This window comes from Mesorhizobium sp. L48C026A00 (assembly GCF_000502375.1).
GTDB classification, from domain to species: domain Bacteria; phylum Pseudomonadota; class Alphaproteobacteria; order Rhizobiales; family Rhizobiaceae; genus Mesorhizobium; species Mesorhizobium muleiense.
In genome coordinates this window covers 1-23,627 of sequence record NZ_AYWU01000027.1, presented here as the reverse complement: position 1 = coordinate 23,627, position 23,627 = coordinate 1, and the positions used below count along the sequence as shown (strand labels likewise).

Sequence of the window (23,627 nt, the reverse complement as noted above, 5' to 3'; positions counted from 1 at the left end):
ATGATGGGGCAGCGATGGCGGAATCCGCTGCGGTGTTTGCGGGCGATTAATGCAGGACCTTGCCCAGAAACCGTCGCACCAGTGGGTGGGCGACCTCGAAATGGGTCTCCAGCAGCCAGTGCCCTGCGTCGTCCAACAAATGCAGCTCGGCCTCGGGGAGATCGCGCAGATAGGCGCGCGCTGCCGGCTCGGGCATGTATTCGTCCTTCGGTCCCCAAAGGATCATTGCCGGTGGCCGGTGCTCGCGCAGGTATGCCTGGTAACGAGGGAACCAGTCGAGATTAGCCTTGAGCTTCTCCATCAGTCCGACCGAAAGCGCACGGCGCACAGCCGTATCCATCAGCGGCCAATGCAACTTCCACAGATCGGGCGGGACTCGTCGAGCGACGTCGTCATCGACTTCGCCTACGAACTCGGCGCGAAAGCCGTCTTCGCTCACCGCCTGTTCGAGCGGCGCACGGTTCGCTGGCGAAGGATCACGCCAGAAACTCCGGATCGTTTCATACTTCGGGCCAAGAGCATCGGCGTAGATGTCGCCATTCTGTATGATCAGGGCCCTGATCCGCGATGGGTGCGCTATGGCGTGGCGGAGGCCGATCTGCGAGCCGTAGTCGTGCAGCCATAGCGCGTAGCTGCCGAGCTCCAGCGCGTCGGTGAACAGCTCCAGGAACGTTGCATAGGCATCAAAATCATAACCGAACCGTGCCGGATCGCCACTGTAGCCAAAGCCGGGGAAATCCGGCGCGACCGTCCGCCACCGGTCGGCGAGCGCCGGCATCAGCCGGCGATACTGGAAGGATGAGCAGGGATAGCCATGCGGAAGCAGCAAAACCGGCGCGGTTTCAGGACCTGCTTGTCTGTAAAAGACGGTCTCGCCGTCGATCGTGAGGGTGCCGTGGCGCACCTCCAGGTCGCTCCTGTCGTTCATAGACACTTCTCTGATTTTTTGTCTTGCAGATGTTTAAACCGTAGCTGGTCTAACGCCTTTACCCGGCATGCGTTCCGGTTGCGCTCGACGCCGATCGGCCTGCCTCGTCGCCTTTGCGGCGATCCTGCGGGTCGACTTCTTCTATCTGCCGGCCAGTTTCTGTGGTATGTAGATGCCGCAATTCCATGCGGGAGACGCGGATATTCCGCTCTGTCGTGAAGGGGCGCATGCCGTGTCGGCACGCGCTGATCGTCCAAGGCAGATTTGGCGATCGGGAGGATATGCCATGCGTGCAATCGCGTTTTTCGCAGTCGTGTCCGTTGCGACCTTTGTCACGAGCCAATCCCAGGCACAGGATGCCGCCGCGGGTGAGAAGGTCTTCGCCAAATGCAAGGTTTGTCACGTCGTTGACAAGGACCAGAACAAGGTCGGGCCGTCGCTGAGCGGCGTCATCGGCCGGACGGCCGGCACGCATCCGGGCTTCAAGTATTCCAAAGCCATGACCGAGGCGGGTAAATCCGGCGTCAAATGGGACGACGCCACGCTGACGAATTATCTTCGCGATCCCAAGGCCATGATCAAAGGTGGGAAGATGGCGTTTCCCGGCCTCAAGAAGGACGAGGATCTCGCCAACGTCATCGCCTATCTGAAGCAATTCTCCAAATGACCCGGTTCTTCCGCCAGGAAGTAACCCGGTTCTTCCGTCGGCCGATGGGCCGGCCAGATTGCGTGTTCCAATCGGTAGTCGCCTGAAATGTCGGCTCGGGAAAGCGGCCTCAAGGATACCGGTATCCCAATTTCGGAAGCGACGGTCAGTGATTTCTTCGCGCTTCTGAAACCACGCGTCATGGCGCTTGCTGTCTTTACCGCTTTCGTCGGGCTGATGGTGGCGCCCGGGGCGATGAATCCGGTCATCGCCGTGATTGCAATTGGTGCAATTGCGGTTGGAGCGGGCGCGGCCGGGGCACTCAACATGTGGTACGATGCCGATATTGACGCGTTGATGTCGCGCACGTCAAAGCGGCCGGTCCCGTCAGGCCGGGTCACGCCAGGCGAAGCGCTCGGCTTCGGCCTGGTGCTTTCCGTACTTGCGATCATGACGCTCGGCGTGCTGGTGGGGTGGCTCGCCGCATCGCTGCTGGCCTTCACCATCTTCTTCTACGTCGTCATCTACACGATGTGGCTGAAACGCTCGACGCCGCAGAACATCGTCATAGGCGGCGCCGCGGGTGCGCTTCCTCCGGTCATCGGGTGGGCGGCCGCCACCGGCGCCGTCGGGGTTGAAAGTCTCGTCCTGTTTCTGATCATTTTCCTCTGGACGCCGCCGCACTTCTGGGCGCTCGCGCTGTTCAAGATCGGCGACTATGCTGCGGCCGGCATTCCGATGATGCCGAACGTGGCCGGCCAGGTTTCGACCAGAAAGCAAATCTTCGTCTATTCGCTGATCCTGGCACCAATCGGCGTGCTGCCTTGGGCTTTCGGATTCGCGAGCGGATTGTACGGGATTGTTTCGGCCGCATTGGGCGCGGGTTTCATCTGGCATGCCTGGAAGCTTCTGGTCGACAAAAGGTGGGCTGAAGGACGGGAGATGAAACGCGCAAAGGCGCTGTTTGCCTATTCGATATTCTATCTTTTCGCGATCTTTGCCGTGCTGCTTGCCGATACCGTTGCAATGCGTGTCGTCATGTCAGCCGGAAATTGACGGCATGACCTGCCTCGTGGCTGCATTGAATCCTGATGCTCTCGGATTGTTTGCCGGGTTGAGAATCGGCGATTTCTGAACGAGGTGCGCCCGAACCTGCTCAAACCTCACGTTGGCACTGCGCAGAATCCCAGAACCAGCAGAATAACTATGCCAAGGCCGAGTATAAGAACGGTCTTTCCATCCATGACCTTCACCCTTCAACCCAGCTTTGAGACTAGCGAAGAAAGGCCGTTAGAGCTAGCGGGATCACCGGAGCCGTCCCCGCAGACAAAGGGCGGCGACAAATGCCATGCAAGAGCGTATGTTGATCATGGTGCAGGTCGCGGTTTTGCGTGGCCAGTCACGCTGAACGACAGCACCGTGAAATCGCGACCTTACCGGACCTGGTCTGGAGGAATGGTCATGGCAAGTTTTCACGTGATTGCAGGCGCCAGCGAGACGCTGGAGCACACCAGAATTCGAAAGATCGGCGTTTCCGACCTTTTCGACGCGCTCAAGCGTGGCGTCGACGATTTCATGGTCAAACCGTCGCACATCGTTTTCCTCTGCCTGATTTATCCGCTTGTCGGCGTCGTGCTCGCTGTCTGGACGTCGGGCAACAATGCGTTGCCGCTGTTGTTTCCGCTGGTATCTGGTTTTGCGCTGATCGGTCCATTCGCGGCGCTCGGCCTGTATGAGATCAGCCGGCGGAGAGAGGCCGGGCTCGACGCCTCATGGAGCCACGCTTTCGAGGTCAGGAACTCTCCAGCGCTGCCGGCCATCGCGGCGGTCGGGATCATGCTGCTTGCGATCTTCATTGCCTGGCTGTTGACCGCGCAGATATTTTATCAGCAGGTGTTCGGTTCGGCCCCGCCGGAATCACTGTCCAGCTTCATCGGTGAAATATTCGCCACCGGACGCGGCTGGACGCTGATTATCGTCGGCCACGCGATCGGCTTCGTCTTCGCCGCGGTCGTGTTGTGCACCACGGTCGTCGCGTTCCCGTTGTTGCTCGACCGCGACGTCGGCGCCTACGAAGCCATCCACACCTCGGTGCGGGTGGTCCTGGCGAACCCGATCGTGATGGCTGTCTGGGGCCTGATTGTCGCCGTCGCCCTGATCATAGGCTCGCTGCCGGTGTTCGCCGGGCTGGCGGTGGTGCTGCCGATCCTCGGTCACGCCACCTGGCACGTCTATCGGAAAGTCGTGGAATCGCCGGCCTCCACCAGACCGGCGGACTGAAAAAACTCTGCCCTGCCGCACCGGCGAGAGGCCGCTGCGGCAGGTTGGCAAGAGTGCTTAGTAAGCCGGGTAGCTAAAGCGGGCTTGCTGTGCGTCGCTGGTCAGGTTGCGGAAATCCTTGCCGCTGACATGCACGAGCGTCCTGTGGTCGCCACCCTCGAAATAGATATCGCCGGCATTGCCGAGGCTTTCATCGACAATCACCGGCACATCGTAGGCCGCGCCGATCGGCGGGATGGCGCCGGTGTCGCAATCCTCGAAGAGCGAAACCACCTCGTCCTCGGAGGCGAGCCCAATACGCTGGTGCATGACGTCCTGCAACGTGCCGAGCTCGATCCTGTGCGTGCTGGGGACCACGGCCAGCGCATAGCCACCGTCGTGGTGAACCACCACCGATTTGGCCATTATGCTGCCGGGCACATGTGCCGCTAAGGCGGACTGCCTGCTTGTCGACGTGCGGTGGTGCTCGACGGTATCGTAGGAAATTCCTTTCTCGTCGATAAAGTCCTTCAATCTGTTTGCGATCGTCATCTTGAGCCTCCCTTCCTGGAGTTCACGACGGAGAACCGACGAAAATCGTTCTCCTTCTGTCGTTTTCCGGTGGTGACAAAAATGGGCCAGCTGTCGACCGTTTCAAGGCAACGCAGAGCGGGCCGTGAACAGCCCCTCCGGCCCTCGACGGGAAATGCTGCCCGAACCCGGATTGCGCGTCAGGGCTCGGCCCCAAAAAACAGCATCCGGGTGAGAAGCGTGTACTCCGATTCGAAGACCATCATTGCCACGAACACCAGCACCAGGATCGGCGGCAATATGATCGCATAGGTCAGCGCCAGCCGCTCCCAGGCCATGTGCATGAAGACCGCGACGATCAGCCCGGCCTTGAGCATCATGAAGATCAGGATCAGCGACCATCTGAGATAGCCGTGGAGGCCGACATAGTCGACCAGATAGGAGCAGGCGCTGAGGATGAACAGCCATGCCCAGACCACCAGATAGAGCCTGATCGGGTGCTCCTGATGGACCTCCGCAGGGGCAATGCCTGCTGCTGCCGCATCATGCGCTTGCGTTCCGTGCAGCGTATGTTGCCCCAGACCGTTTGCGGTTGCTTCAGCCATATCTGCCTCTCACCAAAGCCATGTCTGCCTCTCACCAAAGATAGAAGAATGCGAAAATGAACACCCAGACCAGGTCGACGAAATGCCAGTAGAGCCCCATGATCTCGACGTGCTCGTAGCGGCCCCTGCGACTGGTGAAGAACCCGGGCCGCCCGGTTTCGTAATCTCCGCGCCAGACCTTTCGCGCCACGATGATCAGGAAGATCACCCCGAACGTCACATGGGTGCCGTGAAAGCCGGTGATCATGAAGAAGGATGACCCGAACTGCGCCGCACCCCACGGATTGCCCCAGGGCCGTACCCCCTCGGAGATCAGCTTGGTCCATTCGAAGGCCTGCATGCCGACGAAGGTTGCGCCGAGCGCTGCGGTCAAAAGCATCAGGATCGCCGTCTTGCGGCGGTCGTGGCGGTAGCCGAAATTCACCGCCATGGCCATCGTTCCGCTGCTCGAGATCAGCACGAAGGTCATGATGGCGATAAGGATCAGTGGAATATTCGAGCCGCCGATATGAAGGGCAAAGACCTCGCTCGGATTGGGCCACGGCACTCGGGTGGACATGCGCGCGGTCATGTAGGAGAGCAGGAAGCAGCCGAAGACGAAGGTGTCGCTGAGCAGGAAGATCCACATCATGGCCTTGCCCCAGGACACGTTCTTGAACGCGCGCTGATCCGAGGACCAGTCGGCGGCGACGCCTTGCAAGCCAGCCGGCCGCGCCTGTGCTTGGCCGGTATGCGTCACTGTCGTGTCTGCCATCCGTCCGGCCCTCCTAGGTCAGCAGCTGTCGGCAAATTTCGATAAAAGTCGCGGCCCAGCCGGCCAGAAGTGCAAAAATGGCGAGCCAGACGAAAAGCAGGAAATGCCAGTACATGGCGCACAGTTCGACGCTGAGGCGAAGCCGCTCCGGCCGTGCTCCGTTCCAGGCGCCGGCAGTTGTTCTGCCCAGGCCCACCAGCCCGCCCAGTATGTGCAGCCCGTGCATCCCGGTTATCAGGTAGAAAAAACTGTTGGCCGGATTGGCGGTCAGCAAGTAGCCGTCGGCGGTCAGTTCCCGCCAAGCCACAAGCTGTCCAACCAGGAAGGCAAGCGCGGTGAGCCCAGCCGTGACGAGGCCGAGCCTGACCGCGTCGATCTCGCCCCGGCGCGCAGCGACCGAGGCGCATTGCAGCGCGATGCTGCTCAGGACCAGCACGCCGGTGTTGAACCAGAGCACGCGCGGCAGCGGCAGCGCCTGCCAGTCCGACAGCGCCATGCGCATGAAGTAGGCGCTGGTGAAAAGCGCAAACAGGCAGCCGACGACGGCGAGGAAGACGCCGAGGCCGATCTTGGCGGTCGGCAGCGCTGATCCTTCCGGGCCGATAATATCCCCGATCAAACCTTGCTCGAGCCATGGCTTGGTCATCAGCCGCTGGTGGGAAAGCCACCATCCGGCAAAGCCGGCGATGACGAGGAGGAAGACCAGGATGACGCTCATGCCGGCTCCCTGGAGGATCCGAAGGAGCCCGGCATGTTTTGCGGGATAAAATCCTCCTTGGCGCCCGGCACGCTGTAGTCATAGGCCCAGCGATAGACGATCGGCAGTTCCTTGCCGAAATTGCCATGGGCAGGCGGTGTTTCCGACGTCTGCCATTCGAGCGTCGTGGCGCGCCATGGATTGCCGCCGGCCTCGCGGCCATGGCGGATGCTCCAGATCAGATTGAACAGGAACACGATTTGGGCAAAGCCGACGAGGAACGCCATGATGCTGATGAACGCGTTCAGATCGTGGGCCGACTCGGTCATCACCGTCGTGGCGGTCAGTTCGTTGTAGCGGCGCGGCACGCCCATCAGGCCGATGTAGTGCATGGGAAAGAAAATCAGATAGGCCCCGAGGAAGGTGACCCAGAAATGGAACTGGCCCATGGCCTCGTTCAGCATCCGGCCAGTGACCTTCGGGTACCAGTGATAGATCGCCCCCAAGATCACGAGGATCGGGGCAACGCCCATGACCATATGGAAATGGGCAACGACGAACATCGTGTCCGATAGCGGAACGTCGACGACGACGTTGCCGAGAAACAGTCCGGTCAGCCCGCCATTGACGAAGGTGACGATGAAGGCCAGCGCAAAAAGCATCGGCACGGTGAGGTGGATGTCGCCGCGCCACAATGTCAGCACCCAATTGTAGACCTTGATCGCGGTCGGGACGGCAATGATCAATGTCGTGGTGGCGAAGAAGAAGCCGAAATAGGGATGCATGCCGCTGACATACATGTGGTGCGCCCAGACCACGAAGCTCAGCGCGCCGATGCCGACGATGGCCCAGACCATCATCCGGTAGCCGAAGATGTTCTTGCGCGCATGGGTGCTGATCAGGTCGGACACGATGCCGAAGGCCGGCAGCGCCACTATGTAGACCTCGGGGTGGCCGAAGAACCAGAACAGATGCTGGAACAGGATCGGGCTGCCGCCGCCGTGCTGCAGTTGTTCGCCCATCTCGACGATGGCCGGCATGAAGAAGCTGGTGCCGAGCGCACGGTCGAACAGCATCATCACGCAGGCGACAAACAGCGCCGGGAAGGCGAGCAGCGCCATGACTGTCGCGGTGAAGATACCCCAGACGGTCAGCGGCAGGCGCATCAGCGTCATGCCGCGTGTGCGGGCCTGCAGCACCGTCACGACGTAGTTCAAGCCGCCCATGGTGAAGCCGATGATGAACAGGATCAGCGAGACGAGCATCAGGATGATGCCCCAGTCCTGGCCGCCTGGTGTGCCGGTCATGATCGCCTGCGGCGGATAAAGCGTCCAGCCGGCGCCGGTCGGTCCGCCGGGCGCAAAGAAGCTCGACACCAAAACCAGCACGGCGAGCAGGTAGATCCAGTAGCTCAGCATGTTGACATAGGGAAAGACCATGTCGCGCGCGCCGACCATCAGCGGGATCAGGTAGTTGCCGAATCCGCCCAGGAAGAGTGCCGTGAGCAGGTAGATCACCATGATCATGCCGTGCATGGTGATGAACTGGTAGTAGGCTTCCGGGGTGATGAAGTCGAAGGTGCCGGGGAAGCCGAGCTGCAGCCGCATCATCCAGGACAGCACCAGCGCCACCATGCCGATTGCCGTCGCCGTCGCCGAATACTGGATGGCGATGACCTTGGCGTCCTGCGAAAAGACGTACTTCGTCCACCAGCTGTGCGGATGGTAGAGTTCCATCTCCGCGACTTCGGCCGGCGGTACCCCATCTGCAGGTGTGACATCGACCATATAGGAACACCTCCGTGTCCTTTTCGGCCAGGCTCGACAGTTTCGAGCCGTGCCGCAATTTCAACCCAAATCGCCGTCTTTGCCGGCGTCTACTCTGCCGAGCCCACCTGCTGGGGGGCCGACAATTGCGCAAAAGTCTGCTGTTCGCCGAGCCACGCCAGATAGTCTTCCGGCGTGTCGACCATCACCACGCCATTCATCAACGGGTGCCCCTGGCCACAAAGCTCGGCACACAGGACCTGAAAAGTTCCGGTCTTGGTCGGGGTGAACCAGAAATAGGTGACCGAGCCCGGGATCATGTCCATCTTGGCGCGGAATTCCGGCACGTAGAAATCGTGCAGCACATCGATCGAGCGGAGCAGCATCTTGACCGGCTTGCCGACCGGCAGATGCAGATCGGCGGCTTCGACGACGACATCGTCCTGGCCGTTGGCGTCACTGGGGTCTACGCCGAGAGGATTTTCAGGGCTGACGTTGCGGGTGTCGGACGTGCCGAGCTTGCCGTCCTTGCCGGGCAAGCGGAAACTCCACTGCCATTGCTGGCCGACGACTTCGACCTCGGTTGCGTCGCTTGGGACGCTGACGAACTGGTTCCAGACGAACAGGCCGGGAACCAGCATGGCGGTGACGCCGATTGCGGTGACGATCGTCAGCCACCATTCGAGCCGCTTGTTCTCGGGTTCGTATGCAGCCTGGTTGCCCTCCCGGTGACGGAAGCGGAAGACGCAATAAGCCATGAATAGGACGACGGCGGCGAAGACGACGCCGGTGATCCAGAAGGTGATGATGATGGTGTTGTCGATATAGTCCCAATTAGAGGCAATCGGCGTCCACCACCATGGGCTCAGGAAGTGGAACAACACTGAGCCCACAACTACCAAAACGAGTACAAGCGCTATGGCCATATCCCGTTCCTCCCGGCATTCCAAGGGCGCGAAGCCGTCCCAGGAAATGCCAAATGCATCATAGCTCGATTTCCGGTCGAAATTCTAGTGCGGTCTTCCCGTCAGACGAAAACGCAATGGCGATGATGTGGAAGAACCCAAGAAGAAGAAGGCTGCGGCGAAGAAAAAACCTGCTGGGGCACCGAACAACACGGCGTTCTGCCGGATCGTGAAAGGCCGCCGGCTCGCGGGGGAGGAGGCTGGTTCGGAATGGTGCCGACGCGATAAAGGCGATTGTTTTTTCGCCGACCGGCTCCTGCTGTCCTGGCGATGCGGCCGCTGTCGGGGCGAGGCGAGGCCGATTTCGACCTAACCGGGTTCAGCGAGGCGGTCGGTCGGAATCGCCGGCACCTGCAACATAGAGTTGCTGTGATCGAATCAGCAACGCTCCCTTGACCGTTGCGCTTAAGAGATGCAGTGAGTTTTTCCGGTGCAAACGTCTCGAACGCAGCCGCGCAGCCACCGGTGCGCCGGATCGGCATCCAGCCGCGGGTGCCACAAAAGTGAGACCGCGATTTCCGGCAGGGGAACCGGCAGACGGAACCAGAACATTCCATCGCGCAGGTTTCCCGTATAGCGTTCGGGAACGCTGGCGATCAGGTCTGAGGCACGCGCCAGAGCCAGAGCTTCCGAAAAGCCGCTGACGACCGTCACGATCTCCCGTTTCAACCCTAACGGCGCAAGGGCATCGTCGATCGGTCCCCTGTCGAGTCCGCGACGGGAGATGAGGATGTGCCGGCCGGCTGCGTAGCGGGCAGGGGTCATCGTGACCTCGCACAATGGATGTCCCATCCGCACGACGCCGACGAAAAGATCACGGAACAGCGCTTGCGCGCGCATCTCCGGTCCCGTGGCCTTTCCGACAACGCCGGTTTCCAGGTCTACGCTACCGTCGCGCAGAGGCGTGCTGTCCTTGTCCGGCTTCAGCACAAAACGCAGCCGCACGCCCGGTGCTTGTTCGCCGACGCGCGCAATGAGATCCGGCCCGAAATTCTCGACAAAGCCATCCCTGTTTCTAAGCGTGAAGGTCCGCTCAAGCCGTTTCAGGTCGAGCATCTCAACAGGACGCAAAACGGCTTCGGCGCTCTGCACAAGCTGACCGACGCGCTCGCGGAGCTCGAGGGCCCGAGGTGTCGGAACGAGGCCGCGTCCGGCCCTGACCAGCAGCGGATCGCCCGTCGTCTCACGCAATCGCGCCAGCGCTCGGCTCATCGCCGACGGGCTCAGCCGCAGCCTTCTGGCGGCGCGCGCCACGCTGCCTTCCGTCAACAACACGTCAAGCGTGACAAGCAGATTGAGGTCGGGATGCGACATATGATGATCGTAGCATGGCCGGCACGATCTGACATGGCGTCAAACGCAATGATTACGTGCAAATGATGCGCCTTCCGCCATCTGAAGCAAAGGACTACCTGTCTGCCAGCTCCGTTTCGGGAGTCGCGCCAGAAAACGGAGTTCATGTTGAAGCCAATCGATGCAGGACGGGCAGTCGCCGAAAATCCAGAACGGGCACCTGCGGTTCGGTGGGCGCTCGCCAGCCTTTCGCTATCGATGTTGCTGTCCTCGCTCGGCATCAGCATCGCCAATGTCGCCTTGCCGACGTTGACGCAGGCGTTCGACGCCTCGTTCCAGGAGGTCCAGTGGATCGTGCTGGCTTACCTCCTCGCCATCACCACCCTGATCGTCAGCGTCGGGCGACTAGGTGACATCACCGGTCGCCGGCGGCTGCTGCTGGCCGGGCTGTTCCTGTTTACGGTGGCCTCGGTCCTGTGTGGCGTCGCGCCGACGCTCTGGTTGCTGATTGCAGCCCGGGCGGCCCAAGGCTTGGCGGCGGCCATCATGATGACCCTGACCATGGCTTTTGTCGGTGAGACGGTGCCGAAGGCAAGGACCGGCAGCGCCATGGGGCTGCTCGGAACGATGTCGGCGATCGGCACCGCTCTCGGTCCCTCGCTCGGCGGTCTGCTGATTGCCGGAGCCGGTTGGCGGGCGATCTTCCTCGTCAACGTGCCACTGGGCTTGCTGGCATTTTGTCTCGCCTACCGCTATCTGCCGGTTGATCGCCGGGAGCCGAAGACGGATCGGGCCGGCTTCGACGTTGTCGGCACGCTGCTGCTTGCCCTGACGCTTGGCGCCTATGCGCTCGCGATGACGATCGGGCGTGGCAGTTTTGGTCAGCTCAACCTGGCTCTATTCGTGGCTGCAGTCTTCGCGGCCGGTTTGTTTGTGCTTGTCGAGGCGAGAGTGGCGTCGCCTTTGATCCGATTGGCCGCTTTCGGCAATACGACGTTGAGCGCGAGCCTCGCCACGAGCGCGCTCGTGGCGACGGTGATGATGGCGACACTGGTGGTCGGGCCGTTCTATCTGTCTCGTGCGCTCGGGCTCGACGCCGCTGTTGTTGGCATCGTCATGTCGGTCGGTCCGCTTGTCGCCGCGCTGACAGGTGTGCCGGCTGGTCGCATAGCCGACCGTTTTGGCGCTGGGCGCATGACCGTCATTGGGCTTATCGCGATAGCCGCCGGTTGCTTCATTCTATCCGTGATGCCGGCAATATCGGGCATCCCTGGCTACATCGCCCCGATCGCCCTCATCACATCTGGCTATGCGCTGTTTCAAACGGCAAACAACACCGCTGTCATGTCGGATATCCGCCCGGACCAGCGGGGCGTCATTTCCGGCTTGCTCAATTTGTCGCGCAATCTCGGGCTCATCACCGGCGCATCCGTCATGGGCGCCGTGTTCGCATTCGCCTCAGAGGCCATCGACATCGCAACGGCGCGGCCCGACGCCATCGCGACCGGTATGCGGATCACGTTTGCAGTCGCGGCAATACTGATCATCGTCGCGCTCGTCGTTGCGGTCGGAGGCCGCGTTCTCGCGGCACGCCCGTCGCTGCCTGGCGTGTCATGACACGAGACCGGACGCTTTGGGGCCGATGCTTGTCCAAACAGGGCGTCAGATCAGCAGCAGGCCCTTCATGCTGGCATGACCCTTCTTGCCGATGATGATGTGATCGTGGACGGCGATGCCGAGCGGTTTGGCCGTCTCGATGACCAGCTTGGTCATCTCGATGTCGGCGCGCGACGGCGTCGGGTCGCCTGACGGATGATTATGCGCCAGAATGATCGCCGTGGCGGAGAGTTCGAGCGCCCGCTTGACCACTTCGCGCGGATAGACCGGCGTGTGGTCGACGGTGCCGACCTGCTGCACCTCGTCGGCGATCAGCGCGTTCTTCTTGTCGAGAAACAGGATACGGAACTGCTCGCGCTCCTCGAAGGCCATGACCGACCGGCAGTATCCGAGAACCTGTGTCCAGGACGACAGGACCTCGCGGCCCTTGATCTCGCTACGCGCCGCGCGTTGGGCGGCCGCGGCAACGATCTTCAGATCGAGTGCCACTGCCGGACCGATACCGCTGACCTCCTCAAGCCGTGCGACGGGGGCGCCAAGCACCTCGGCCAGCGTGCCGAAGCGTGCCAGCAATGCCTTGGCGACGGGCTTGGTGTCGGCGCGGGGGATCAGGCGAAACAGCAAGAGCTCCAGCAATTCGTAGTCGGGGAGGGCGTCGGAACCGGCCGCAAACCGTTGGCGCAAGCGGTCGCGATGGCCGAGATAGTGCGGCTTTTCGGGCGACTTATCGACCGAATTGGCTTTCGCGAGCGGTTTTATCGGTGTTTCGGGAAAGAAGATCCGTTCGTCATCGTCGCTGGTCTTTCCCATAGGCCGCCCGCATTTTCTTGACCGGAAAGATCCGGCCCTCGCGCAAACACTATGCTGGCAGGCCGGGGCGGTCGAGGTTTTTTGGCGACAGCGTGAAAATCTCGCATCCGGTCTCGGTGACGCCGATCGTGTGCTCGTACTGCGCCGATAGCGAGCGGTCGCGTGTCACCGCCGTCCAGCCATCCGACAGCACTTTTACGTGCGGCCGGCCGAGATTGATCATCGGTTCGACGGTGAAGATCATGCCCGGCCGCATCTCGACGCCCTCGCTGGCGCTGCCATAGTGTAGGATGTTCGGCGCATCGTGAAAGAGCTGGCCGACGCCGTGGCCGCAGAAATCGCGCACCACCGAGCAGCGCTCGGCTTCGGCATAGGTCTGGATGGCGGCGCCGATGGCGCCGGTGCGGGCGCCGGGCCTGATCGCGGCGATGCCGCGCATCAGGCATTCGTGCGTGACCTCGAGCAGGCGCTCGGCGGCGCGCTTGATCGTGCCCACCGGATACATGCGCGAGGAATCGCCATGCCAGCCATCGAGGATGTAAGTGACATCGATGTTGACGATGTCGCCGTCCTTCAACGGCTTGCTGTCGGGGATGCCATGGCAGACGACGTGGTTGATCGAGGTGCAGGACGACTTGGTGTAGCCGCGATAGTTGAGCGTCGCCGGCAATGCGCCGTGATCCATGCCGAACTCGAAGACGAAGCGGTCGATGGTTTCGGTGGTGACGCCCGGCGCGACGATCGACACCAGTTCGTCGAGGCAGCGCGCGGTGAGATCGCAGGCCTTGCGCATGCCGGCAAAGCCTTCTTCGCCATAGAGGCGGATCTGGCCGGTGTTTCTGAGCGGTGCCGTGGCGGCGTCGAGATAGGTGACCATTGTGTCCGTCTTGCCGGGTGAAAGGGCTTCTGTTGAGCCCGCGAGAAAAGTCCCCCAGATTTGGCACCGGACGGCGCCAGGTTCAAGGACGAACTGCCGGCGATTGGGCTCAAGCCGGCGATATTCATGCTTTGCGGCTTCATCTTGTGCGTGTCCGGCCCCATGCCGGGCCGTTCGTCCGCACTGACGACATATTTTGTGAGCAAGAAGTTTCTGGGCAAGAAGCGGGGCCTGAGCGGAAAGCGGGTCAAAGCAACTTTTTGCGGCGAGCGGCGTTGCTGCGCGTTCTGGAGAGACAGGAATGGACAGATTGCAATTCGAGGTGCCGGTGCGTATCACGACCGCGCCTGGCCTGCCGGTCGAGGAAATATACAGCGTCGAACAGGCGCTGGATTTCCTGCAAGGCTGGCCGGTTCGCCGCCAGGGCCCAGTCTATCAGGCCGCGTTCAACGCCTGCTTCGGCGCCACCGTCGACCTGGTCGAGACCGAGGAGGCTTGCCGGGCGTTCATGACATTCTGCCGGGTGAGCCGCCTGCTGGCCAGGGATGTGATGGTCCCGCGCAAGCGCGGAGGCGAGGCGAGGGGGCTGAGGGCTTAACGGCTGAGTGGGTAAGTCCCAGCAAACTGCTTGATGCATGGCTCCGTGTGTTGACGAGTGGCAAATCTGCCCTCGGTGGCAACGCCTGTCGGTGATGCTGTGCCAACCAGCCACGAATCGGCTATGCGTCGCGCATGCAGGAAACGTCTCTTTACATCCCGGTGAAGCGGTTTCTTGAGAGTCTGGACTTCACTGTCAAAGGCGAGGTTGGCGGCTGCGATGTCGTGGGACTGCGTGACGGCGAGCCGCCCGTGCTCGTCATCTGCGAATTGAAGCTGCAGTTCAACCTCGAACTCATTCTTCAAGGTGTTGACCGTGCTGCGTCATGCGATGAGGTCTGGCTCGCGGCGAGGATGTCAAGTCGAGGCAAGGGCCGCGAGCACGATCGCCGGTTCCGTGCGCTGTGCCGGCGGCTCGGCTTCGGCCTTCTCGGGGTTGGCTCCGCCGGCAACGTCGAATTGCTGCTCAGTCCGGCCGCCTTGCCGCCCCGGCGAGACCCGAGGCGAAGATCGCGCCTGGTGGACGAGCATCGGCGCCGGCGCGGCGACCCTGTAGTCGGCGGCGGCTCGCGTACGCCGGTCATGACCGCTTACCGGCAGGACGCGCTGGCCTGCGCCGCTGCCATGGTCGACGGCCCAAAACGCCCGCGCGATCTGAAAACCATTTCGCCACGCGCCGCCAATATCCTGCTTCACAATGTCTATGGCTGGTTCGCCAGGGCCGAGCGCGGCGTTTATGCGCTTACCGACGTTGGCCGTGCTGCGCTACAGCGCTGGCCTCAATCGGCTTCTGACGAGGCGGCACGAGTCGTTTGAGCGACTTGCAGCGGCAGGCAGACAACGAAGCCCCCGTCAAGTGACAGAAGAGGTAGAGCGGCTTACGGTTGCCGGCCGCGCAACCGTGAGCAGAGTGGTCAGCCCCAGCGGCAGCGACGGCTGGATGACGGGCTTCTCGCGCTCAGGTTTCTTTAGAATGTAGAGCGGCTTGGCTGTCCTCAACTGCTGCAATTGTCGCCGGGCCTTGGCGCGCAGGGCGGTTTCCGCGGGGGCGGGCGATCCATTCTCGAGGACCAGAGTGAAAGCCTGGGCCGCCTCATCCGTCCGCTGCAGGGCGAGAAGGCTGCGGCCCAGGGCATAACGCGCCAGAATGAGGCCTGGATTGAGGTCCGTTGCTCGCCCAAACGACTCGATGGCTGCGGAGTGGTCGTTTAGCGACTGCTGCGCAATGCCCAGGCAAAGCCAGGCGTTTACAGATTGCGGCGACATGGCCGCAAGCGCGCCGAAGCATTCCGCAGCCTGACGGTGATCGCCCTTGGTGCCCAGAACGTGACCGAGTCCGTACAGAGCCTGATCATGCGTCGGCTCGGTGTTCAGGATCTGGCGATAGATGTTTTCGGCCTGGATGACCCAACCCTTCTTGTGGAGGCCGGCCGCCTGCTGCAACGCGCCGACCAAGGATCGCCTGTCCAGCTGGTCGCCAAGGTTCCGGCCGGTTTTGGTCCGCACAAGAGTGCAGTTGAGGACGGTTTCGTGGGTGCCGAAGGAATATTTGTAAGGTTCGTTGCCGCGCAGGAAATCATATGTCCGGAAACCGTTCTCGATCGCGCGGCGGATGCAATAACCGTGCAGGACCAGTCCCGACGGCAGCATGTCGGCCGTCTCGTCGCGCCCGACCATGTGGAACAGCATGCTCTTCTTGACCGGATCGAGGAAGATCGCGAGAGCGCTCAAGGGCCGGTCGCCGTGCCAAAGCACAGGCACAAACAGCGTGCCCCGTTCGAAAGCTTGCCTGAAAAGCAGTCGGTTGCTCTTGACCAAGCCGGGAACGAGATTCCCCTTTCGCGGCGTCCACTTGATGCGCCAGAACTCGAGCAGAATGTCGATATCGCGCTCGATGGTAGAGGCGTCGGCATGCGTTATGCGAAACTCGTCAGAGTTCTCCAGCTTCCGGAGAAATCTCCGCATCTTTTGGCGGGTGTTAGCGCTGAGATTGTGCAGAAGATAATCTTCCCATGAGGACGGGAGGTCGATCGCCGGGCATATGCAGTTGTCAACATTGTCAACCTGGTTGACGCGCCTCATTCGACGCATCGTCAGCCGATTGTCGGAAAGCTGCTCCATCAGCCAGCCTATCCTGCGTTCCGACATCCGCAGGTTTTCCAGATGCAGGCTGGCCCAATGCATCGTCTTCAGATGCTTCGCGAAAACCGCGATTGCCCGGTAGGCGTATTCCGGCGCGCAGAGGATGCCGGTATAATCGGCTGCGAGGTTTCCCCCCATATACACTTCATGGTAGATTTCGCCGGTATTTTTCCTCATGCTGGTGCGCAGCCGGAGCGGCAGAAGCGCGACATAGGGAGAGCCCGGCGGCCCCTTGCGCGCCGCCAAAATGAACCATTCACCGTCGAAGCGTCGAAGATAGTGGGAAAGAAAGTCCCACGAGACGAAGAAATGCGCGTCAGGATCCCTGGCGTAGAGGTCGTCCCAGTTGTCGCGAAGCCCGTTCAGTTCTTCCGGGCGTGTCAAGACGTCGATCTGCATATATATCCCCCCCGCCTCTACGGTCAGCGCTCATTAAATGCCCTAGCCATGCTGTCCTTGATCGGCTTGGACAGGTAGCTGAAAAAGGTCCGCTCCGCCGTCTGGATGAGAATTTCAGCGGGCATGCCTGGCGTCGGAACAAATCCAGGCACGCGAGCCAGTTCGCTGACTGGCAGGTTGACGCGCGCCAAATAGACCTCCTTTGCGGTCGGACCGGAAGCGTCGGGGAGCGAGTCGGCAGAGACGTAGTAGACTTCGCCGTTCAGAACCGGCGTCGTGCGCGCGTTGAGCGCGACCAGCCGTACCGTCGCCTTTTGTCCGACCTTGACATTGTCGATCTCGGTGCGAGGCACCTGCGCTTCTATGATAAGCGGCACATTCGCCGGCAAGATCTCCATGATGCTCTTGCCGCTCTCGATCACGCCGCCGGACGTGTGGTAGAATAACCGCACGACAGTGCCCGAAACCGGCGCATTGATCGTCGCTCGGCGCAGCACGTTTTGCGCCTCGCGGGACTGTTCGCGGATGCTGTCCAGTTCGGTTTCAACGCCCTCGAGTTCGTCGAGCGCCGCCTGGCGGTAGGCGTTTTCTGTCTGCCGCATCTCCTGTTCGTGCTTGATGACCTGGGCGCCGGTCTCGGATATCTCGGCTGAGAGCCGCCCCATCTGCCCTTCGGCATCTGCTATGGCGCGCTGAATCGCCTTGATCTCGGTCGCGCGGATCAATCCTTGGTCGAGCAGGGTCTTCTTGCCGGTATACTCCTCGCGTAGCAGACCGAGCTGTATCGTGACCGCTTTCAGCAACTGCTCATAACCGCCCGCCCGGAACTTCAGGGCGCCGATGTTCTGGTCGAGCAATCGGATCTCGCTGCTCATTTTGGTGCGCGAGCCCTCGAAGTTGAGACGCTGGCTATGCATGATCGAAGCAATTTCCGGGTCGTCGCGATTTTCGGTTATTGTGGCCGGGAACTGTATAGTCTCCGCCCCGTGCACCTCGGCGGTCAAGCGCGCCACGATCGCTTCAAGGCGCGCCTGGCGGAAGAACAACTGCCGTTCCTTTGCCCGCGCGGCCGTTTCGTCGAGCAGCACCAAAGGCTGATTGGTTACGACATGGTCGCCTTCGCTAACCAGAAGCTGCTTGATGATACCCCCTTCGAGGTGCTGGACGATCTTGTTCTGCCCAGTGGCCACGAAGCTTCCTTGCGCGACGATCGCGGCTGCGAGCGGTGCCGTGAATGCCCAGGTGCCAAATCCGCCGAAGGTGACGGCCATCAGCAGCAATCCGGCGGTCGTCTGCTTCCAAATGGAACGCGGAACGGCGCCATACCATTGAGCGTCTTCGATCTTGGCTATTTCCTTCACGGCCGTTCTCTCTCATTTGACCTGAATATTGGCAAAATGGCCGCCATCGAGGCTCATGCCGCGCGCCGCCAAAGCCTGGAGCACGTCCTGACGCATCCCGAAAAGAGCCACGGTGCCGTTGACGAGCACCAGGATCTTATCCACGGTCTGCAGCAAAGCAGGCCGCTGCGTGATCGTCACCATCGTGATCTTTTGCTCTTTGGCTTGCTGCAGGGCGCGCGACAAAGCCAACTCGCCAGCGGTGTCGAGGTTCGAATTCGGCTCGTCGAGGACCACCAGTTTCGGGCTGCCGAAAAAGGCGCGCGCCAGAGCGATACGCTGCTTCTGCCCGCCAGAAAGCGGCGCGCCATCGGCGGCGACAAAGGTCTCGTAGCCATGCGGGAGCGAGGCGATCAGTTCGTGCACGTCGGCTAGCTTGGCGGCTTCGTAAATTGCGCCATCGTCGACGTTTTCGCGCATTCTGGCGATGTTCGCCTTGATCGACCCCGGGAAAAGCTGCACGTCCTGGGGAAGGTAGCCGATGCTTTCACCAAATTGCCGCTGATCCCAGTTCCGCAGGTCCATCAGGTCGAGCCGCACGCTTCCCGAAGTTGGAAGGATCGAGCCGACGAGCATTTTGCCCAGGGTCGTTTTTCCGGCGCCCGAATTGCCGATGATCGCCAGCGAGTCTCCGGCCTCCAGGCCAAAGCCGATGCCATTGAGCACGACACGTTTGGTTCCTTGCGGCACGAACAGCAGCCGCTCGACATCGAGGCGCCCTTCCGGACGCGGCAGCTTCAGGCGTTCGAAGTTCAGCGGGGATTCCTTCAGCAGCGCACTGATGCGGCCAAAGGCGGCGCGTGACTGCACAACCTGGTTCCACCCTTCAATCGCACCCTCGATCGGGCCAAGTGCGCGACCGGCAATGATTGACGCGGCGATGACCATGCCACCCGTGACCGAGCCTTCGATGGCCAGGTAGGCGCCCCAGCCGAGCATTATGACCTGGGTCAGCAGCCGGACGCCCTTGGAAAGAGAAGCAAAGGCTATGTTTCGGTCCTGAGCTATGACCTGCCATTTGAGCGAGTTGCCGGTATCCTTGCCCCAGATCCACACGGCTTCGGGGATCATCGCGAGCGCGTTGATGATCTGCGAGTTGCGCGACATCGAATCGACGTGGAGGTTGGCTTTGGTTTGGCTTGTGTTGGCCTCGCCGAACGGCTTGGCGGTTGCGCGCTGGTTGGCGAGCGTGATGGCCAGCAGCAGCAGCGCCGTCGCCACGACGATAAAGCCGAGGTCGGGGTGGATCAGGAATATCGCCAGCATGAACAACGGGGCCATCGGCGCATCGAGAAGAGACAGCAACGTGCCGGACACCAGAAACGTACGCAGCTGCTGAAGATCCCCCAGCGTCTGATATTCGCGCCCGTTGCTGTGCAGTGAAGCCCTGGCGGCTGCGCTGAGGATTGGTCCGCCCAGTTGGGCGGCGACCTCGACCGCTGTGCGCATGAGGATGAAGCGCCGGATGGCGTCAAAAACCGACTGCAGGATGACTGCGCCGACGATCACGATCGTCAGCATCACCAGGGTGTCGACCGAGCGGCTCGTCAGCACGCGATCCGAAATCTGGAAGAGGTAGACAGGTATCGCCAGCACCAGCACGTTGGTCGCGATCGTGAAGATCATCACCGCGATGAGGTTCTTCTTGACCGCGCGAAGGCCGGCTGTGAGGCTTGCCGAGAGATCGACTGGGCCGAGACGCTTGTGGAATGCGCCGCCGCCGCCATTGCCGCCGCCACCGCCGCCCCCCTTGCCGGTTCCGGTCGGGCCGCCGCCGCCAGGCACTTCCCGGGCAAGCAAGGGACCGCGGTCGCCCTCGATTGTCACGCCGGGCAGAACCGGCTTGTTCTTCATCTCCTGCGTGGGCGGCTCTACTCGCGCGCTCGGCTGGTCCTGCTTGCCAGGTTCGTCCTTCGGCGCGTTCGGCGTCTTCCGCTCCAATATTTCCGGCTCGGGCTTGCGCGCGGGTTCTTCCGTTGGTGNGGGCAGAACCGGCTTGTTCTTCATCTCCTGCGTGGGCGGCTCTACTCGCGCGCTCGGCTGGTCCTGCTTGCCGGGCGCGTCCTTCGGCGCGTTCGGCGTCTTGCGTTCCAATATTTCCGGCTCCGGCTTGCGCGCCGGTTCTTCCTTTGGTGGCAAGGCGCGCTGGGCCGGCTCGGAGATCCGAGGGCTTGGTGGCCGGATCTCCTGCGTGGGCGGCTCTACTCGCGCGCTCGGCTGGTGCTGCTTGCCGGGCGCGTCCTTCGGCGCGTTCGGCGTCTTCCGTTCCAATACTTCCGGCTCGGGCTTGCGCGCCGGTTCTTCCTTTGGGGATACGGCGCGCTGGGCCGGCTCGGAGATCCGAGGGCTCGGTGGCCGGATCGGGNCGTCCTTCGGCGCGTTCGGCGTCTTCCGCTCCAATATTTCCGGCTCGGGCTTGCGCGCGGGTTCTTCCGTTGGTGAGACGGCGCGCTGGGCCGGCTCGGAGATCCGAGGGCTCGGTGGCCGGATCGGGTCGGGCCTTCTCATGCTGTCTGCGGCTGGAGGAGTGGGCGTGGCCGGCAGCGGAGCCGAAGGCGCTTTCGCTTGCGGGGAGGGTGGTTGCACCTCGCGTTGCTGAGCGCTTCTATCACCAGGTAAAGGCGCGGTGGAAGGGCGCGCTTGTTCGGTGACCTTGGCTGGCGTCGCGTCGCGAAGCGATGTCGGCGTTTCGGCTGGCCGGGCGTCCACTATGCGCCACAATTCGGCAACGACATCGTCCAGTTTTTCTACCGAACGATCGACCGCCTTGCTATGACGAAACAAAGACTGTGCGATCGGCTCGGCGGCCTCGATGGACGCCTCGCTTCGCCCGACTGCTTCGCCGCCGTCATCCGGCCGATCCCATTCTGGTTCTTGGGCGAAAGCGCGCCCGGTTTGATCGCGATCTTCGGTCATTGCTGCCACCCCGGTTCGAAAATCACGCGAGAACGCTTTGCATCGGATCGGAATAGGTCTCAGGCACGAGCGAGGGATACGCCACGTTTTGAGAGGCTTCCGGCGCCAGCATGTCGTCATCGAGGAAAGCGACCGCTTCATTCACCAGCACGTCGGGATTCTGGCCGCCAAGATCAGGGCCGGTGGAAATCAGCTCCGCCTGGATGAGGATCTCGTCCGAATAGATGCCACCGCCGACATAGGTCTTGCCGGTGGAATCCACGTCGGCAATGTAGGCATAATTGACCAGCGAGTTGGTTCCCGTCGAAATTGTCCAGTCCGCCTCCGGATGCGCCAGCGCATTCATGGCCAGGGCCACCTGATCGCTGTCACCAAGAATGGTGGTCTGTTTGATGTATTGCAGATTGAGGATGTCCCCGGAGATGTAGAGCACGCGAATCGCCCCGATGCCCGCGAATGGGCCGTCGCCCAGTATGTCGGAAAGGTCAGCTTTGCCGTTCTGCAGGCTTTCACACGCCTTGCGATAAGCTTCAGACATCGCCTCGAAGCGATCGGCGGCGCCGTAATTGACGATGTTGGCCTGGTTCCAAAGCAGATTGTCGCTGGTGGAGGCCGCGCCTTCGCCGGTTGTCTGGAAACCATCGACCGCGCCGATCAGGTCGTTGTCCAGGAGCACGTTCAACTGATGGATGATGTTGGCGTCGTAAATGTTTCCGCCGACGACGATCAGGTCGTAATTGAAGCCCAGTTCGTCCAGCGAAATGTCGTTGGCCGCCGTGTTGGCGCCGGCTGTCACCAGCGTCTTGACTCCCGATGACGACAGGACGGAAACGTCATTGTCCATCATGAAGGTGTATTGCTGGATCCAGTTCATGATGAGCAGGTCGCCTTCGACCTCGGTGACAACCCAGTGCTTGGGAAAGTCACCCTGCTTGGCCTGCGACGCCGCAGCTTCCGCCGACGGATCGATGCGCTTGAACATCGCGATATTGAAGCCTTGGGTCGGATCGGTGGCGTTCAGGCCCCAACCGTTGATGGAGGAACTGACGAGGTCGCTGTCGCACGAGACATTGATCTGAATGATCGCGTTGAGCTCGACATGGTCGCCCATCACCGCGCAAACCGGCGACTGCAGCCAATTGTTGGCCATCGCCACGCTGTTGACGAGGAGATTGCCGCCGGCTTCCAGCTCGACCGAAACATCGATGTCGATGCTTCCGGACCCAGGCGTGTAGGAGGGTTGCTCGGCCTCTTCTTCCTCGTCCTCGTCCTCCTCCTCGGCTCGACGGTGCTTCTCCGGGAGGTGATCGTCGAGCTTGGGCGCTTCGTCCATGGATTGCCCATTGACGTAAGTGCCTTCGATGACGTCTGCCTTGACGACGAAAACATCGGCTTCGCCATCCGTTTCCTCCGGATAGCCGTTGAGCCGTTCGCCGGCTGTCTTGATGACAGCCACTATCTCCTCGGACGAACCCGGCATTTCCAGATCGTCGATCGGCGACAGATCCGCCGCCGCGCCCAGCAAGGTTGCCATTTCGGCAGCATGGTCCGCTGCTGCGGGAGAGAATTTCAGGCCATGTCCGCCAGCGCCTACATAGTCGTTATCGGAGAGCCGAAGCTCCTGATTGATAAGGACCGCCACCGAGCCAGGGGGCTCGATATGGGGCAGGATCAGGCGTGAAGGCGCACTCCCCATCGGCGGCGCGTCCGGGTGGAACAGAAAACCTGGATAGGCGACGTCCGGCTGCGGGATCGCAGGGATGTCTGGAGGAGCGAATTGGAAATCCGACCAGGGTGTCGTCAGGACAAGTTTGGGTGCAACTGGCGAATACTCGATGGAGGGAACGAAATCCTCCAGATCGTATCCTGCGTCGACGTTGACCGTTTGACTGGCAAGCTCCGGCGTTTCTTCCTCGACCGCCTGGGCCGCCTTGAATTCGTCATAGGCTTTCCTGAGACGGGCTTGCTCCAGTGTGATTTCAAAGAGTCCCACAAAGTGGCTGATCGCCTCGGTGATCTTGTCCATATACACGGAAGTTTCCTCCGGTTTTCGAGATCATCCGCGCCCTTGCCGGGTCGCGCTTCTCTTCTCTGGTTGGGAAGACTGCGCGGGGTTTTCCTCCGCGCAGTCCCTTTTTTGCAGGTCTCGCCGCGGCGAAACCGGCCATGCCAGTTATGTCGCGTCGTCTTCGCCAACCAGCGAGCTGGTGAGGTTGCCGCCCACTACTGTCATGTCGACCGAGTGGCCTTGCAGGTTGGCGCCCATCACGATCTGCTGGTTGAAGCCGTTCATGTCGATGGTGCCATTGGCGTTGGCCTGGCTTATGGCTTCAATGTGCTGGTCGTGGCCGATATTCGACCCCCAGCTGCCGCCGCCGCCGCCGTCGCCAGCCGCGCCGCCGGTCGCAGTCGCTGCGCCGCCGTT

Annotated in this window: 21 protein-coding genes and 1 pseudogene; 7 read left to right on the top strand and 15 right to left on the bottom strand. The window is 61.6% G+C overall.

Annotated features, from left to right (window positions below):
* Window positions 1–46: 46 nt before the first annotated feature.
* Window positions 47–928, bottom strand: a complete 882-nt coding sequence (locus X738_RS73170; RefSeq protein ID WP_031256375.1) for an alpha/beta fold hydrolase — start codon at window positions 926–928, stop codon at window positions 47–49.
* A 286-nt stretch (window positions 929–1,214) separates the two neighbouring features.
* On the opposite strand from X738_RS73170, the gene X738_RS73165 reads away from it, so the two are divergent.
* The 3 genes from X738_RS73165 (at window position 1,215) to X738_RS73155 (ending at window position 3,854) form a co-directional block, all read left to right on the top strand.
* Complete coding sequence (locus X738_RS73165) at window positions 1,215–1,595, top strand: c-type cytochrome (RefSeq protein WP_023802551.1); 381 nt, start codon at window positions 1,215–1,217, stop codon at window positions 1,593–1,595.
* A gap of 87 nt (window positions 1,596–1,682) precedes the next feature.
* The gene (locus X738_RS73160; RefSeq protein WP_023802550.1) at window positions 1,683–2,630 is read left to right on the top strand and encodes a heme o synthase; all 948 of its coding nucleotides are present in this window, start codon (window positions 1,683–1,685) and stop codon (window positions 2,628–2,630) included.
* Window positions 2,631–3,035: 405 nt separating this feature from the next.
* Window positions 3,036–3,854: a DUF2189 domain-containing protein gene (locus X738_RS73155; protein ID WP_023802549.1), complete on the top strand. Its 819-nt coding sequence runs from the start codon at window positions 3,036–3,038 to the stop codon at window positions 3,852–3,854.
* 57 nt (window positions 3,855–3,911) lie between these two features.
* Here X738_RS73155 and X738_RS73150 read toward each other — a convergent pair whose 3' ends face one another.
* The 6 genes from X738_RS73150 to coxB all read right to left on the bottom strand — a co-directional run bounded on the left by X738_RS73150 (window position 3,912) and on the right by coxB (window position 9,112).
* Window positions 3,912–4,385, bottom strand: a complete 474-nt coding sequence (locus X738_RS73150) for an aminoacyl-tRNA deacylase (protein WP_023802548.1) — start codon at window positions 4,383–4,385, stop codon at window positions 3,912–3,914.
* Between the two features lie 179 nt (window positions 4,386–4,564).
* A complete protein-coding gene (locus tag X738_RS73145; protein ID WP_023802547.1) occupies window positions 4,565–4,969 on the bottom strand; it encodes a cytochrome C oxidase subunit IV family protein in 405 nt (134 codons plus the stop codon).
* A 31-nt stretch (window positions 4,970–5,000) separates the two neighbouring features.
* Complete coding sequence (locus tag X738_RS73140) at window positions 5,001–5,723, bottom strand: heme-copper oxidase subunit III family protein (RefSeq protein WP_023802546.1); 723 nt, start codon at window positions 5,721–5,723, stop codon at window positions 5,001–5,003.
* Window positions 5,724–5,736: 13 nt separating this feature from the next.
* The gene (locus X738_RS73135) at window positions 5,737–6,441 is read right to left on the bottom strand and encodes a cytochrome c oxidase subunit 3 (protein ID WP_023802545.1); all 705 of its coding nucleotides are present in this window, start codon (window positions 6,439–6,441) and stop codon (window positions 5,737–5,739) included.
* On the bottom strand, window positions 6,438–8,207 hold the full coding sequence (ctaD, locus tag X738_RS73130; RefSeq protein WP_023802544.1) for a cytochrome c oxidase subunit I: 1,770 nt from the start codon (window positions 8,205–8,207) through the stop codon (window positions 6,438–6,440). The genes X738_RS73135 and ctaD overlap by 4 nt, the downstream gene beginning before the upstream one ends.
* Before the next feature lie 89 nt (window positions 8,208–8,296).
* Window positions 8,297–9,112: a cytochrome c oxidase subunit II gene (coxB, locus tag X738_RS73125; protein ID WP_023802543.1), complete on the bottom strand. Its 816-nt coding sequence runs from the start codon at window positions 9,110–9,112 to the stop codon at window positions 8,297–8,299.
* A gap of 127 nt (window positions 9,113–9,239) precedes the next feature.
* Between coxB and X738_RS73120 the strand changes: the two genes are divergently transcribed.
* On the top strand, window positions 9,240–9,464 hold the full coding sequence (locus tag X738_RS73120; protein WP_023802542.1) for a hypothetical protein: 225 nt from the start codon (window positions 9,240–9,242) through the stop codon (window positions 9,462–9,464).
* Between the two features lie 92 nt (window positions 9,465–9,556).
* On the opposite strand, the gene X738_RS73115 is transcribed toward X738_RS73120, so the two are convergent.
* The gene (locus tag X738_RS73115) at window positions 9,557–10,465 is read right to left on the bottom strand and encodes a LysR family transcriptional regulator (protein WP_023802541.1); all 909 of its coding nucleotides are present in this window, start codon (window positions 10,463–10,465) and stop codon (window positions 9,557–9,559) included.
* Between the two features lie 147 nt (window positions 10,466–10,612).
* Between X738_RS73115 and X738_RS73110 the strand changes: the two genes are divergently transcribed.
* Entirely contained in the window at window positions 10,613–12,061 is a 1,449-nt protein-coding gene (locus X738_RS73110) for an MFS transporter (RefSeq protein WP_023802540.1), read from the top strand.
* A gap of 45 nt (window positions 12,062–12,106) precedes the next feature.
* On the opposite strand, the gene radC is transcribed toward X738_RS73110, so the two are convergent.
* The gene (gene radC, locus X738_RS73105; protein ID WP_023802539.1) at window positions 12,107–12,871 is read right to left on the bottom strand and encodes a RadC family protein; all 765 of its coding nucleotides are present in this window, start codon (window positions 12,869–12,871) and stop codon (window positions 12,107–12,109) included.
* Between the two features lie 49 nt (window positions 12,872–12,920).
* Window positions 12,921–13,748, bottom strand: coding sequence for a type I methionyl aminopeptidase (map, locus tag X738_RS73100; RefSeq protein WP_023802538.1), 828 nt, complete (start codon window positions 13,746–13,748; stop codon window positions 12,921–12,923).
* 301 nt (window positions 13,749–14,049) lie between these two features.
* Between map and X738_RS73095 the strand changes: the two genes are divergently transcribed.
* A complete protein-coding gene (locus tag X738_RS73095; protein ID WP_023802537.1) occupies window positions 14,050–14,346 on the top strand; it encodes a DUF982 domain-containing protein in 297 nt (98 codons plus the stop codon).
* 134 nt (window positions 14,347–14,480) lie between these two features.
* Entirely contained in the window at window positions 14,481–15,161 is a 681-nt protein-coding gene (locus X738_RS73090; protein WP_023802536.1) for a DUF2161 domain-containing phosphodiesterase, read from the top strand.
* Between the two features lie 36 nt (window positions 15,162–15,197).
* On the opposite strand, the gene X738_RS73085 is transcribed toward X738_RS73090, so the two are convergent.
* From X738_RS73085 to X738_RS86375, 5 genes and pseudogenes are all read right to left on the bottom strand, one after another.
* A complete protein-coding gene (locus X738_RS73085; RefSeq protein WP_023802535.1) occupies window positions 15,198–16,886 on the bottom strand; it encodes a GNAT family N-acetyltransferase in 1,689 nt (562 codons plus the stop codon).
* Window positions 16,887–16,909: 23 nt separating this feature from the next.
* Window positions 16,910–18,247, bottom strand: coding sequence for an HlyD family type I secretion periplasmic adaptor subunit (locus X738_RS73080; RefSeq protein WP_023802534.1), 1,338 nt, complete (start codon window positions 18,245–18,247; stop codon window positions 16,910–16,912).
* A 12-nt stretch (window positions 18,248–18,259) separates the two neighbouring features.
* Window positions 18,260–20,140: a type I secretion system permease/ATPase gene (locus X738_RS73075; RefSeq protein ID WP_441295560.1), complete on the bottom strand. Its 1,881-nt coding sequence runs from the start codon at window positions 20,138–20,140 to the stop codon at window positions 18,260–18,262.
* Window positions 20,141–21,224: 1,084 nt separating this feature from the next.
* On the bottom strand, window positions 21,225–23,228 hold the full coding sequence (locus X738_RS73070; protein ID WP_023802532.1) for a hypothetical protein: 2,004 nt from the start codon (window positions 23,226–23,228) through the stop codon (window positions 21,225–21,227).
* Between the two features lie 147 nt (window positions 23,229–23,375).
* Window positions 23,376–23,627 (bottom strand): annotated as a pseudogene (locus X738_RS86375) (hypothetical protein); the annotation flags it as partial.